The organism is Actinoplanes sp. NPDC051851 (assembly GCF_040681165.1).
Taxonomy (GTDB): Bacteria; Actinomycetota; Actinomycetes; order Mycobacteriales; family Micromonosporaceae; genus Actinoplanes.
In genome coordinates this window covers 67,939-80,842 of record NZ_JBFAYF010000047.1, presented here as the reverse complement: position 1 = coordinate 80,842, position 12,904 = coordinate 67,939, and the positions used below count along the sequence as shown (strand labels likewise).

Sequence of the window (12,904 nt, the reverse complement as noted above, 5' to 3'; positions counted from 1 at the left end):
CGGTCTCATTCCGAACCCGGTAGCTAAGCCCTCCAGCGCCGATGGTACTGCACTCGGGAGGGTGTGGGAGAGTAGGACGCCGCCGGACTTAACTTACGGTCGAGGGCCACCCCACACGGGGTCGGCCCTCGACTGCGTTTATGAGCACGTTCCCTAGTAACTTTGTGTTGAGGCAAGGCCGCCCGCACCGAGGGCCCGCCGCCGTACTTGGAAGGATTGATCCGTGACTACAGGACCGCAGGACGGCGGCTCCAGCAACCGCGACGACGAGGCTCGTGGCCGCGGTCGCGACAGCGGCGACGCCCGCCGCGGTGACCGGGGCGGATACCAGGGCGGCGATCGCGGTAACCGGACCGGTGACCGCGGCGGTTACCGCGGTGACCGCCCGCAGGGCGACCGTGGTGGTTACCAGGGTGGCGGCGACCGCGGTGGTTTCCGTGGTGGTGACCGTGACCGTGGTGGCTATCAGGGTGGCGGTGACCGCGGCGGTTCCCGTGGTGGCTATCAGGGTGGTGGCGACCGCGGCGGTTCCCGTGGTGGTTACCAGGGTGGCGGCGACCGCGGTGGTTTCCGTGGTGGTGACCGCGATCGTGGTGGTTACCAGGGCGGTGGCGAGCGTCGTAGCTTCCAGGGTGGCGGTGACCGGGGCGGGTTCCGTGGTGGTGACCGCGACCGTGGTGGTTACCAGGGCGGTGGCGACCGGGGCGGTTTCCGTGGCGGTGACCGCGACCGTGGTGGCTACCAGGGTGGCGGCGACCGCGGTGGCTATCAGGGTGGCGGCGACCGCGGTGGTTTCCGCGGTGGTGACCGCGACCGCGGTGGCTACCAGGGTGGCGGCGAGCGCCGGAGCTTCCCGAGCGGTGACCGTGACCGTGGCGGGTTCCGTAGTGATCGTCCGCAGGGTGACCGTGGTGGTTATCAGGGCGGTGGCGACCGGGGCGGTTTCCGTGGCGATCGTCCGCAGGGTGACCGTGGCGGGTTCCGCAGTGACCGTCCGCAGGGTGACCGTGGTGGTTACCAGGGTGGCGGCGACCGGGGCGGTTTCCGTGGCGACCGTCCGCAGGGTGACCGTGGCGGTTACCAGGGCGGTGGCGACCGTGGCGGGTTCCGCGGTGGCGACCGTGACCGTGGCGGGTTCCGCAGTGACCGTCCGCAGGGTGACCGTGGCGGTTACCAGGGTGGCGGCGACCGGGGCGGGTTCCGTGGCGGAGACCGCGACCGGCCGCGCGAGGGCTTCCAGGGTGGCTCCGGTGGTTACCGGGGCGACCGGGACCGTGGCGACCGTCCGCAGGGCGGCGGCTACCGGGGTGACCGTCCGCAGGGTGACCGCGGTGGTTACCAGGGTGGTGGCGACCGCGGTGGGTTCCGTGGTGGCGACCGTGACCGTGGCGGTTACCAGGGTGGCGGCGACCGGGGCGGGTTCCGTGGCGGAGACCGCGACCGGCCGCAGGGCGACCGTGGCGGCTATCAGGGCGGTGGCGACCGGGGCGGTTTCCGGGGCGGCGACCGTGACCGTGGCGGGTATCAGGGTGGCGGTGACCGGGGCGGGTTCCGTGGTGGCGACCGGGACCGCGGTGGGTACCAGGACCGCGGTGGGTACCAGGACCGGGGTGACCGGGGCGGGTTCCGTGGCGACCGTGAGCGGGGTGGCTTCCAGAGCGCCGGCCGGGACGGTCAGGAGCGGGACGCCGAGCGCGACGAGAACGGGCAGGCGGCCTTCAGGGCCCCGGAGATCCCCGCGGACGTCGTCGCGACCGACCTCGACGAGGAGGTGCGCTCGGAGCTGGTGAGCCTCTCCCGGGAGGTGGCCGACTCCGTCGCGCGGCACCTGGTGGCGGCCGGCACGATCATCGACGAGGACTCCGAGCTCGCGCTGCGTCACGCGATCGCGGCGCGCCGGCTGGCCTCGCGCATCGCGGTGGTCCGGGAGGCCGTCGGTCTCGCGGCGTACGCGGCGGGCGACTGGACGACCGCCATCGCCGAGCTGCGCACCTACCACCGGATGACCGGGCGGCAGACGCACCTGGCCGAGCTGGCCGACTGCGAGCGCGCGCTGGGCCGTCCGGAGCGGGCGATCGACCTGTTCCGGGGCGCCGACGTGGCGAAGCTGGAGAAGTCCGGCGCGATCGAGCTGCTGATCGTGGCGGCCGGCGCCCGGACTGACCTGGGTCAGCACGACGCCGCCGTGGCGATGCTCCAGGTCAAGGAGCTGACCACGGAGGAGAAGGCGGACTGGGCCGCGCGGCTGCGGTACGCGTACGCGGACGCCCTGCTCGCTGCCGACCGCCGTGACGAGGCGCGGGAGTGGTTCGCCCGGGCCGCCGCGGTGGACGAGGAGCAGCTGACCGACGCCGCGGAGCGTCTGCTCGAGCTCGACGGCGTGACCATCGAGGGCGACGACGACGACGAGGAGGACGAGGACGGTGCCGAGGAGGCCCGTGACGAGTCCGCTCGCGCCGACGACGACGACCTCGACGACGATGAGGACGACGACTACGAGGACGACCAGGACGAGGACGACGAGGACGACGAGGACGACGAGGACGACCTCGACGGTGCCGAGTACTCGGACGACCCGGTCGACGTGGCGGACACCGACGTCAACACCGACGCCCTCGACGATGACGACGATGACGAGGACGACGATGAGGACGACGAGGACGTGGCGTCCGCGAAGAAGGCGGAGAGCGTGAAGGCCGAGTCGAAGGACGAGAAGTCCGGCGACGAGACGGCCGACACGGAGAAGCCGAAGGCATGAGCGACCACCTCGCCGGCGCCTACGATCTGGTCATCTTCGATCTGGACGGCGTCGTCCTCCTGATCGACAGGCCGATCCCGGGCGCCGTCGAGGCGGTCGAGCGGCTGCGCGCCGACGGGACGCCGATCGCGTACGCGACGAACAACGCGTCCCGGCGCGCGGCCGAGGTGGCGGCGTTGCTCGACGGCGTGGGCGTGAGCGCGGCACCCGCCGAGGTGCTGACCTCGGCCGGCGCCGCGGCGGCCCTGATCGCGGAGCGGCTGCCGGCCGGCTCACCGGTGCTGGTGGTGGGCGCGGAGGCGCTGCGCGCCGAGGTCCGGGACGCGGGCCTCACCCCGGTCGAGTCGGCCGGGGACGCGCCGGTCGCGGTGGTGCAGGGGTACGGCCCCGAGGTGGGCTGGACGATCCTGGCCGAGGCGGCGCTGGCCGTGCGGGCGGGCGCCACCTGGTACGCGACCAACACCGACCGCACCCTGCCGAGCCCGCGCGGCCCGCTGCCGGGTAACGGCTCGCTGATCGCGGTGCTGCGTACCGCGCTGGACCGGGATCCGGACGTGGTGGTCGGCAAGCCACAGCCGGCCCTGTTCACCACGGCCGCCGCGCGCAACGGCGCGGGGCGGCCGCTGGCGATCGGCGACCGGTTGGACACCGACATCCAGGGCGCGGTCGGCGCCGGGATGGACAGCCTGCTGGTGCTGACCGGGGTGAGCGGCCCGGCGGACCTGCTGGCGGCCCCGGCCGAGCGACGGCCCACCTTCGTCGCCGCCGACCTGTCCGGCCTGTTCCGTCCCGCGGACCGGGCCCGTGTCCCGTTCTCCGGGACCGAGGTCGGCGGCTGGCGGGTCACCCGCTCGGGAGGGACCGCGGTCCTGGACGGCTCCGGTGACCCGATCGATGCCCTGCGTCTGCTGTGCGACTCGACCTGGTCGGGTGTCCCGCTCTCCGCCCTGTCGGGCGTTTCCGGGGCGGCCACCGCCCTGCTGCGCTCCTGGAATCTCTGACCCGGCCCATCGCGGCTCCGGCGACCCGAGGAGGGTCCCGACGCCTGGGCGCGGTTCACGGTTTGAGAGGGTTTCGCGGCCTGAGAGCGTGGCTGGGCGAGTGAGGCGGGGCTGGCTGGTGCTGAGGGGTGTCTCGCTTCGCTTGAGACACCCCTCAGCACCAGCCAGAACCGGGGCTCGCGGCACCCTCCCGGCCACCGGGTGGATCGCGCGGGGCGGGTGGGTCAGCGGTGGTGCATCTGGCGGCTGAGGTCGGCGAGCATGCGGCTGCAGTCCGGGGCCGTGTCGTCGGGGCGGCGCGGGGCGGCGGACGGTCCGGGCGCGGTGACGCGGCGGCGGGGCGGGAACGGGGCGTCGGGGTCGATGTGCAGGAAACCGTCGACCACCGCCTCGACCGGGGTGCTCATCCAGTCGAAGTCGGGGACGGCGACCTGCTCGCAGCGCTCGTGCAGGGTGGCGTCGGTGACCGTCGCGTCGATCCGCGGGATGTCACGGCGTCTGATGGACATGGTTCCTCCCGGGTGCCCGGGCCGGCCGGAGCCGGCCGCGAAGTGCGTATCGCAAGCGTGGCACCGAACAGCGGCGATCGCCCGGTAAAGGTCAAGCCAACCTCGGATCGGCCGAACAGACGAGTGTGAGCTCTCTGACCCTCCCCAGGGGTGCGCGCCTCTCCGAGTCGTCGTGGCAGTCCCGGCACCGGATCATCAGCCGGCTGCTCTGGTTCCACGTGCCGGTCTTCCTGGTGCTCGGCTTCCTCGGTCCGCGGCCGCCCTGGGAGACGGTGGCACTGGTCGGCGGGCTCGCGGTCTGGGCGGCGCTGGAGCGGGCGCTGCCGAGCCCGACGGGGAGGGCGTCGCACGTCAGCGTGGGGCTGATCGCGTGCACGTTCATCGCGATCGAGCTCTCCGGCGGGCAGATGTCCGCGCACATCCACCTCTACGCGATCCTGATCTTCGTGGCGCTGTACCAGATGTGGTCGCCGCTGATCTCCGCCGTCGTGGTCGTCGTGGTGCACCACGGGGTGCTCGGGCTGCTCGCGCCGGGGCGGGTGTTCGGCATGGCCCACATGTCGATCATGGAGGCGATCGGGATGGTCGCCGTACACGCGGGCCTGGCCGCCCTCGAGGTGACCGGCATCGTGATCTTCTGGCACTTCGCGGAGCAGGCGGAACGCGAGAACGAGGTGCTCGCGGCGCGGGCCGACGAGGCGCGGCGGGAGACCGAGCGGGCCGAGCGGGAGGCGCGGGAACGGGCCGCCGAGGACGTCCGGCTCCGGGGCGAGGAGTCCGCCGAAAGGGCCCGCCGGATCACCGCGGACGTCGCGGAGATCAGTACCGAGGCGCACGCGGCGATCTCGGCGGTCGCCGCGGTGGACCGGGAGCTCGCGGCGCTCTCCACGTCGGTGCACGACATCGCGGCCCGGTCGGCGGCGGCCGCGACCACGGCGGCCGAGGGTAAGGACGCGGCGGCCTCGGCGGGGGAGAAGGTCCGCGCCCTGGAGCGCTCGGTCGGCGAGATCGCCGACGTCAACGCGATCATCGCCTCGCTGGCCGATCAGACGAACCTGCTGGCGCTGAACGCGACCATCGAGGCGGCGCGGGCCGGGGAGATCGGCAAGGGCTTCGCCGTGGTGGCGAGCGAGGTCAAGGACCTGGCCCGGGAGACGGCCGCCTCGGTGGAGAAGGTGAACGCGGTGATCACCGCGATCGTGGCGGAGACCGACGACGTGGCGCAGACGTTCGGCGCGACCACCGGCGCCGTGGACGGGATCCACGAACTGCAGCTGAACATCGCGTCGTCGGTGGAGGAGCAGGCGGCGGTGCTGGCCGAGGTCACCAAGCAGCTGTCGAACGCGACGGCCGCCGCCGATCAGGTGCTGGCCGGACTGGAGACGCTCTCCGCGTCCCGGATCTGACGCGGGCTTTGTTTGAACCCTTGAGCATTCACGCTCGTATCTGGCGGCAAGATCGCGTCGCTTAGAGGAGCTTGCGGAGCTTGAGCAGGTCGAACGGGTTCGCCTTGATGGAGATCTGGCGGGACGCCAGTGCCCGGGTCACGTCCAGCGCGCCGTTGACCAGGGCGATCAGGTCGTCGCTCGCGGCGATCAGCGCGATCTTCGCCCGGGGGTCGTCGCCGTCCGCGATGTCGACCAGCCGTCCGCCGGTGATCCGCCCGTGGAAGGCGACGGCGAGGTCGGTGACCCGGCAGGCGAGCGTCCGGTCCAGGTCCAGCCGGCCCCGGGCCTCCGCGTTCGCGTCGAGCTTCGCGGCCAGCCCCAGTAGGGCCGTGCGGCAGTCGTCCACGGTGGCCATCGGCGTCTCCCCTCGCGACACCAGCACCGTACCTCAGGAAGTTGTCCTGGCAGGCCCGGTAGCGTGGCACCGGACAAGGTGAGAGGAGGAGCGATCATGCCGGATGCATGGCGGGCTTACCTGGACTTGGCGCTCGGTCTGACCGAGGCGCCCCGCAAGCGTGCGCAGAAGGTGGCCGGGGACCTGCTCACCCGGGGCGGTGCGACCGCCGTCCAGGTGCAGGGACTGGTCGAGGATCTGCTCTCGGCGGGTGGGGCGAACCGCGAGGCGCTGACCAGCATCGTTCGTTACGAGGTGGACCGGGCGCTCGGCCGGGTCGGGCTGGCGACGGCCGAGGAGGTCGCCGAGCTGACCGGCCGGGTCCACGACCTGGAACGGCGGCTGCGCGAGGCACAGGCCCGGGTGTCGTCGCCGGAACCGGGGACCCACTCGGCTCCCGAGGCGCCGGCGACCGCGTCGTCGACCGTACGGAAAGCGGCGGTTAAAAAGGCCGTGGCGAAGAAGACCGCGGCCACGGCGACGCCGAATGCGATGCCCGCGGCGGCGAAGGCTCAGGCCGCGCCGGCCAAGAGGGCGACGCCGGTCAAGAAGGCGGCGCCGCTGAAGAAGGCCACGCCGGTCAAGCGGGCGCCGGCGAAGAGGACGGCGCCGGCGACGTCCACAGCGGAGGCGCCGGCACCCGCTGAGAAGGCACCCGCGAAGAAGGCACCGGTGCGGCGGAAGCCGACCGAGGTGAGCTTCGTGGCGCCGCCGGAGAGCCCGGCCGCACCCGCCGTCCCCCGGAAGAGGGCGACACCGCGGCCGCGCACGAGCACCCAGTCCGACCCGGTCGCCGACTCCACGGAGGCATGACGCCGTGACCTTCCCCCACCCGGGCCCGCGTCCCGGTCCGCCGCCGTCGCCGGTCGAGGCCTCTTACCGTACGGATGAGAACGGGACGGTGGAGGAGACCGGGCATCCGGCGGTGGACGCGGTGCTACGGTCGCTGGCCAATGCCGCGCGGCTGGCCCCGGCCGAGCAGATCGCCGAGTTCGAGGCCGCGCACCAGGTGCTCCAGGAGACCCTGGCGAGCATCGACCGCTGAACCGTGAGATAAAAGGATCCTGATGGCACGTCGCGCGCGCCTCGACGCCGAGCTCGTCCGCCGTAGGCTGGCCCGCTCCCGGGAGCAGGCCGCCCAGCTGGTGGCCGCCGGCCGGGTGCAGGTCCGGGGGACCGTGGCCCAGAAGGTGGCGGCCATGATCGACCCGGCCGACCCGGTGATCGTCACCGGCGAGGACCCGCAGACCGAGTACGTCTCCCGGGGCGGCCACAAGCTGGCGGGTGCGCTCGCCGCGTTCGCTCCCGGCGGGCTGACCGTCGACGGCCGCCGCTGCCTGGACGCGGGAGCCTCCACCGGGGGCTTCACCGACGTCCTGCTGCGTGCGGGCGCCCGGCAGGTGGTCGCGGTGGACGTCGGTTACGGGCAGCTCGCCTGGCCGATCCGGACGAACGAGCGGGTCGAGGTCTTCGAGCGGACGAATGTGCGTACGCTCACGCCCGAGGCGATCGGCGGGCCGGTCGACCTCACCGTCGCCGACCTCTCGTTCATCTCGCTGCGGCTGGTGCTGCCCGCGCTCGCCGCGTGCACCGACGGCGATCTGGCGCTGATGGTGAAGCCGCAGTTCGAGGTCGGCAAGGAGCGCGTCGGCACCGGCGGCGTGGTGCGCGACTGGCGCCTGCGCGCCGAGGCCGTGCTGGACGTCGCGGCGGCCGCCGCCGGCCTGGGCCTGGGCGTGGTGGACGTGACCGCCAGCCCGCTGCCCGGCCCGAGCGGCAATGTGGAGTTCTTCGTCTGGTTCCGTCGCGGCGCTCCCGCCGCCGACCGGGAGCGGATCGAGGCTGTGGTCGAGGCCGGGCCCTCCGGTCTCGATCCCGACAAGTCCGAGGATCTCAACGTGGAGGCAGAATGACCCGCTCGGCCCTGCTGGTGACGCACACCGGGCGCCGGCAGAGTACGCAGCACGCGAGCGCGGTCGCGCTCGACCTGATCGCCGCGGGCTTCGAGGTCCGGGTGATCGCCGAGGAGTTCGCCGACCTCGAACTACCCCCCGAGGTGAAGGCGGTCGACGGCCCCGGCGCGGCCGACGACGTGGAGATCGTCCTGGCGCTCGGCGGTGACGGCACGTTCCTGCGCGCCGCCGAGCTGGCCCGGCCGGTCAAGGCGCCGCTGCTCGGTATCAACCTGGGCAAGGTGGGCTTCCTCGCCGAGGTGGAGATCGACCACATCGACGAGGTGGTGCGCGACATCATCTCCGGCGACTACACCGTGGACGAACGGCTCACCCTGGACGTCCGGGCGGAGTACGACGGCCGCCTGATCGCCGAGTCGTGGGCGCTGAACGAGGTCACCGTCGAGAAGGGGCAGCGGGCGCAGATGCTCGAGCTCCTCGTCGACGTGGACGGCCGGCCGCTCTCCCGCTACGGCTGCGACGGTGTGGTATGTGCCACACCGACCGGGTCGACGGCGTACGGGTTCTCCTCCGGCGGGCCGGTGGTCTGGCCCGAGGTGGAGGCGCTGCTGCTGGTTCCGATCAGCGCGCACGCGTTGTTCAGCCGGCCGCTGGTGACCGCGCCGACCTCGACGTTCACGCTGACCGTGGACCCGTACACCTCGTTCGCCGTGCTCTGCTGTGACGGTCGTCGCACCTGGGACCTGCCACCGGGTTCCACCGTGACGATCGAGCGGGGTGACCTGCCGGTGCGGCTGGTCCGGCTCGCGCCACGCCCGTTCACGGACACGCTGGTCGCGAAATTCCAGCTCCCGGTGGTCGGCTGGCGCGGGAATCGACGCTGATCAGACCACCCGCGGTAGGCATTTGTCGGACCGGGCCACTACCCTCTGCCCTGTGCTGGAGGAACTGCGCATCACCGGGCTCGGGGTCATCGAGGACACGACCCTGCGGCTGACGTCGGGTATGAACGTGATCACCGGCGAGACCGGCGCCGGCAAGACCATGGTGGTGACCGGTCTCGGACTGCTCTTCGGCGGCCGGGCCGACGCGGGCCGGGTCCGCGCCGACCCGGGCCGCGCGCTCGTCGAGGGACGGCTCCGTCTGCGGGGCCCCCTCGGCGACACCGTGCGGACCCGGGTGACCGACGCCGGCGGCGAGCCCGACGAGGACGGCTCGCTGCTGCTGAGCCGGACGGTGACCGCCGAGGGCCGGTCCCGGGCGCACGTGGGTGGCCGCGGCATGCCGGTCGCCACGCTCAGCGAGCTGGGCGAGCAGGTGCTCGCGGTGCACGGCCAGTCCGACCAGCTGCGCCTGCTGCGCCCGGCCGAGCAGCGGTCCGCGCTCGACCGGTTCGCCGGGCCCGAACACGAGAAGCTGCTGGACGGCTACCGGGAGGCGTATTCGCGCTGGCGCGCCGTGGCGGCCGACCTGATCGACCGGCGGCGCAACGCCCGGCAGCGCTCGCAGGAGGCCGACCTGCTCAAGCTCGGCCTCGACGAGATCACCCGGGTCGACCCGCAGCCCGGCGAGGACGAGGACCTGCGCACCGAGGTGCAGCGCCTGGAGCACGCCGAGGGGCTGCGGATCGCCGCCGCCCTCGCCGCGCAGGCGCTCGCCGGTGGTGTCGAGGTGACCGACGAGACGCCGGACGCGACCACCCTGCTCGGCACCGCCCGGCGCACGCTGGAGGGCCAGTCCGGGGTCGACCCGCGGCTGGGCGAGCTGGCGCTGCGGATCGAGGAGGCGGCCACCCTGGTCGGCGACGTCTCCTCCGAGCTCTCGGCGTACCTGAGCGAGCTGGACGCCGACCCGGCGCGGCTCGAGGCGATCTACGAGCGGCGGGCCGCGCTGCGCGCCCTGACCCGCAAGTACGCGGACGACGTGGACGGCGTGATCGCCTGGGCGGAGAACGCGAGGACCAAGCTCGCCGTGCTGGACACCTCCGACGAGCTGCTGGAGGAGCTGGACCGGGAGCGCCAGCGGCTGGCCGCCACGGTCGGCGAGCTGGCCGGCCGGCTGACCGCGTCGCGGCGGGAGGCGGCGGGCCGCTTCTCCGAGGCGGTCACCGTCGAGCTGGCCGGGCTGGCCATGCCACACGCCCGGGTGGAGATCGCGGTGGTGACGCGCGCCCCGTCGAAGGACGAGCCCGCGGTCGCCGTCGACGGCGAGGAACTGGCCGCCGGCGCGGACGGCGCGGACGAGGTGGAGCTGCGGCTGCTGGCCCACCCGGGCGCCCCGGCGCTGCCCCTGCAGAAGGGCGCCTCCGGTGGTGAGCTCTCCCGGGTGATGCTCGCGATCGAGGTGGTCTTCGCCGGGGCGGGTGGCCCGCCGACGCTGGTCTTCGACGAGGTCGACTCCGGTGTGGGTGGCACCGCGGCGGTCGAGATCGGTCGCCGTCTGGCCCGTCTCGCGCGTACCCACCAGGTCTTGGTCGTGACCCACCTGCCGCAGGTCGCGGCCTTCGCCGACCGCCATCTGGTGGTGGCGAAGGATACCGGTGGCGCCATCACCACGAGTGGGGTACGCATCGTGGAGGAGACCGAACGGGCCCGGGAGCTGTCCCGGATGCTGGCCGGTCTCCCCGATTCGGACCTGGGTATCGCCCATGCGGAGGAGCTGCTGGCGGTCGCCAGTCGCGAGAAGCGTGGATGATTCGACCGTTTTGTCGGTGAGGCGGCGCATGTCAGACGGGGGACGGGTGCGACGCCGTGTCAGGATGGCCGTGATGCGACTTCCCACCTTGCGCCGTACGCGTGGCACCGAGCCGGGCCCCGTCTCCGGGGTCGCCCGGCTCGACCGGCGGACCAAGCGGCTGACCGGACGCCTGCGCCCCGGCGAGATCGCCGTGATCGACCACGTCGACCTGGACCGGGTCGCGGCCGACTCGCTCGTGGCCTCGGGCGTCATGGCCGTGCTCAACGCCAAGCCGTCCATCTCCGGGCGGTATCCGAACCTCGGTCCCGAGGTGCTGATACAGGGTGGCGTGATCCTCGTCGACAACCTCGGCGAGGAGGTCTTCCAGGGTCTGCGCGAGGGCCAGACGGTCAGCATCGAGGGCGACCGGGTGCTGCTCGGCGGCGAGCCGGTGGCCACCGGGACCCGGCAGGACGCGGAGACCGTGGCGACCTCGATGGCCGAGGCGCGCGAGGGCCTCTCGGTGCAGCTCGAGGCGTTCGCCGCGAACACCATGGACTACCTCAAGCAGGAGCGCGACCTGCTGCTCGACGGCGTCGGCGTGCCGGACGTGCAGACCCGGATCGGCGGGCGGCACGTGCTGATCGTGGTCCGGGGGTACGACTACAAGGAGGACCTGGACGTCCTCCGGCCGTACATCCGCGAGTACAAGCCGGTGCTGATCGGCGTGGACGGCGGCGCGGACGCGCTGGTCGAGAACGGGTACACACCCGACCTGATCATCGGGGACATGGACTCGGTCACCGACGACGTGCTGCGCTGCGGCGCCGAGGTGGTCGTGCACGCGTACCCGGACGGCCGGGCACCGGGCCTGGAGCGGGTGAAGAACCTGAACGTCGAGGCGCTCACCTTCCCGGCGGCGGCGACCAGCGAGGACCTCGCGATGCTGCTCGCCGACGAGAAGGGCGCGTCGCTGATCGTGGCCGTCGGCACCCACGCGAACCTGGTCGAGTTCCTCGACAAGGGCCGCGGCGGTATGGCCTCCACCTTCCTCACCCGGCTCAAGGTGGGCGGCAAGCTGGTCGACGCCAAGGGGGTGAGCCGGCTCTACCGGCAGAACATCTCCGGCTCGGCGCTGCTGCTGCTCGTCCTCTCCGCGCTGGCCGCGATGGCGTCGGCGGTGGCGGTCTCCACGGTGGGGAAGGCGTATCTCACCGTGGTGTCCGAGTGGTGGGACAATCTGGTCTTCCAGCTGGGCAACCTTTTCTGAGGGCGTTGTGATCAACTTCCGGTACCACGTGGTGTCGCTCACCGCGGTCTTCCTCGCACTGGCGATCGGCCTGGTGGTGGGCACCACTGCGCTCAACGGCCCGGTCTCGGAGAACCTGCGCGACCAGGTCACCGAGCTGAACAAGGACAACAGCGTCAAGCGCGACCAGGTCAACCAGCTCAAGGAGGAGACCAACCGGAGCCAGGACTTCGCCGCCGAGATCGCGCCGTTCGTGCTCGCCGGCAAGCTGACCGGCCGCAAGATCGCGGTGGTCGCCCTGCCCGGCGGGAAGGACTCCGCGGACGGCGTGGTGACCGAGCTCAACGTGGCCGGCGCGACGATCACCGCCAACGTGACGATCGAGGACAAGTTCTTCGACCCGAGCTACGCCAACGAGCTGCTCGACCTGGCCGACCAGTCCTCGCAGCCGAGCATCCCGGTCAGCGGCCTGCCGCTGAACAGCGACGGCGTCGAGACCGCGAGCGCGCTGCTCGCGCTCACCCTGATGCAGGGCACCACGGCGGTCACCGAGAGCGACGTGACGGCGGTGCTCGCCGCGTTCACCAAGCCGGGCTACCTCTCGGTCGCCGACGACGCGGCCGGCTCGGCCGAGGCGGTGGTGCTGGTGGCCGGCGCCCCGGCCACCGACAAGGACGCGGCGAAGAAGAGCAAGTCCGCGCTGACCATGGCCACCCAGTTCAAGGACCGGATGACCGTGGTGGCCGGTGACGGTGTCGGCGACGGTAACCTGGTCGCCGCGGTCCGCGACGACCCGACCCTGGTGAAGAGCATCTCCACGGTGGACAACGTGAGCACCGTGCAGGGCCAGGTCTCCACCGCGATGGCCACCGTCGAGCGCCTGGTGCAGAACAAAACCGGCCAATACGGTCTGGCCACCGGCGCCACCTCGATGGTGCCGTCAGCCGCTCCGTAGC

At 72.7% G+C, this 12,904-nt stretch carries 13 protein-coding genes and 1 rRNA gene; 11 read left to right on the top strand and 3 right to left on the bottom strand.

From position 1 onward, the window contains the following. Window positions 1–88: ribosomal RNA gene (rrf, locus tag AB0M08_RS34535) — 5S ribosomal RNA — on the top strand; the annotation flags it as partial. Here rrf and AB0M08_RS34530 read toward each other — a convergent pair. After that, window positions 89–1,828, bottom strand: coding sequence for a hypothetical protein (locus tag AB0M08_RS34530; protein ID WP_364502685.1), 1,740 nt, complete (start codon window positions 1,826–1,828; stop codon window positions 89–91). It lies immediately after the preceding rRNA gene. On the opposite strand from AB0M08_RS34530, the gene AB0M08_RS34525 reads away from it, so the two are divergent. Together AB0M08_RS34525 and AB0M08_RS34520 are read left to right on the top strand one after the other, a co-directional pair. After that, on the top strand, window positions 1,787–2,758 hold the full coding sequence (locus tag AB0M08_RS34525) for a Replicase polyprotein 1ab (protein WP_364502682.1): 972 nt from the start codon (window positions 1,787–1,789) through the stop codon (window positions 2,756–2,758). The two genes, AB0M08_RS34530 and AB0M08_RS34525, sit on opposite strands and share 42 nt — an antisense overlap. Beyond that, window positions 2,755–3,759, top strand: a complete 1,005-nt coding sequence (locus AB0M08_RS34520; protein WP_364502679.1) for an HAD-IIA family hydrolase — start codon at window positions 2,755–2,757, stop codon at window positions 3,757–3,759. The genes AB0M08_RS34525 and AB0M08_RS34520 overlap by 4 nt, the downstream gene beginning before the upstream one ends. 224 nt (window positions 3,760–3,983) lie before the next feature. On the opposite strand, the gene AB0M08_RS34515 is transcribed toward AB0M08_RS34520, so the two are convergent. Then, complete coding sequence (locus AB0M08_RS34515) at window positions 3,984–4,268, bottom strand: hypothetical protein (RefSeq protein WP_364502676.1); 285 nt, start codon at window positions 4,266–4,268, stop codon at window positions 3,984–3,986. 125 nt (window positions 4,269–4,393) lie between these two features. Here AB0M08_RS34515 and AB0M08_RS34510 point away from each other — a divergent pair, with 125 nt between their 5' ends. After that, entirely contained in the window at window positions 4,394–5,674 is a 1,281-nt protein-coding gene (locus tag AB0M08_RS34510; RefSeq protein ID WP_364502673.1) for a methyl-accepting chemotaxis protein, read from the top strand. Between the two features lie 61 nt (window positions 5,675–5,735). Here AB0M08_RS34510 and AB0M08_RS34505 read toward each other — a convergent pair whose 3' ends face one another. Beyond that, a complete protein-coding gene (locus tag AB0M08_RS34505) occupies window positions 5,736–6,071 on the bottom strand; it encodes an SCP2 sterol-binding domain-containing protein (protein WP_364502671.1) in 336 nt (111 codons plus the stop codon). A 96-nt stretch (window positions 6,072–6,167) separates the two neighbouring features. Between AB0M08_RS34505 and AB0M08_RS34500 the strand changes: the two genes are divergently transcribed. The 7 genes from AB0M08_RS34500 (at window position 6,168) to AB0M08_RS34470 (ending at window position 12,903) form a co-directional block, all read left to right on the top strand. Continuing rightward, window positions 6,168–6,923, top strand: coding sequence for a hypothetical protein (locus AB0M08_RS34500; protein ID WP_364502668.1), 756 nt, complete (start codon window positions 6,168–6,170; stop codon window positions 6,921–6,923). 4 nt (window positions 6,924–6,927) lie between these two features. Further along, on the top strand, window positions 6,928–7,155 hold the full coding sequence (locus AB0M08_RS34495) for a hypothetical protein (RefSeq protein WP_364502666.1): 228 nt from the start codon (window positions 6,928–6,930) through the stop codon (window positions 7,153–7,155). Between the two features lie 22 nt (window positions 7,156–7,177). Then, window positions 7,178–8,023 carry a TlyA family RNA methyltransferase gene (locus AB0M08_RS34490; RefSeq protein WP_364502662.1) on the top strand — a complete coding sequence of 282 codons (846 nt, stop codon included), beginning with the start codon at window positions 7,178–7,180 and terminating at the stop codon, window positions 8,021–8,023. Beyond that, complete coding sequence (locus tag AB0M08_RS34485) at window positions 8,020–8,907, top strand: NAD kinase (RefSeq protein ID WP_364502659.1); 888 nt, start codon at window positions 8,020–8,022, stop codon at window positions 8,905–8,907. Before AB0M08_RS34490 ends, AB0M08_RS34485 begins: the two co-directional genes overlap by 4 nt. Before the next feature lie 52 nt (window positions 8,908–8,959). Then, window positions 8,960–10,717 (top strand): DNA repair protein RecN, encoded by a 1,758-nt coding sequence (gene recN, locus AB0M08_RS34480; protein ID WP_364502656.1) that lies wholly within the window; start codon window positions 8,960–8,962, stop codon window positions 10,715–10,717. Window positions 10,718–10,790: 73 nt separating this feature from the next. Next, on the top strand, window positions 10,791–11,969 hold the full coding sequence (gene steA, locus AB0M08_RS34475; RefSeq protein WP_364502654.1) for a putative cytokinetic ring protein SteA: 1,179 nt from the start codon (window positions 10,791–10,793) through the stop codon (window positions 11,967–11,969). Between the two features lie 7 nt (window positions 11,970–11,976). After that, window positions 11,977–12,903 (top strand): copper transporter, encoded by a 927-nt coding sequence (locus AB0M08_RS34470; protein WP_364502651.1) that lies wholly within the window; start codon window positions 11,977–11,979, stop codon window positions 12,901–12,903. The last annotated feature ends 1 nt before the right edge of the window (window position 12,904 follow it).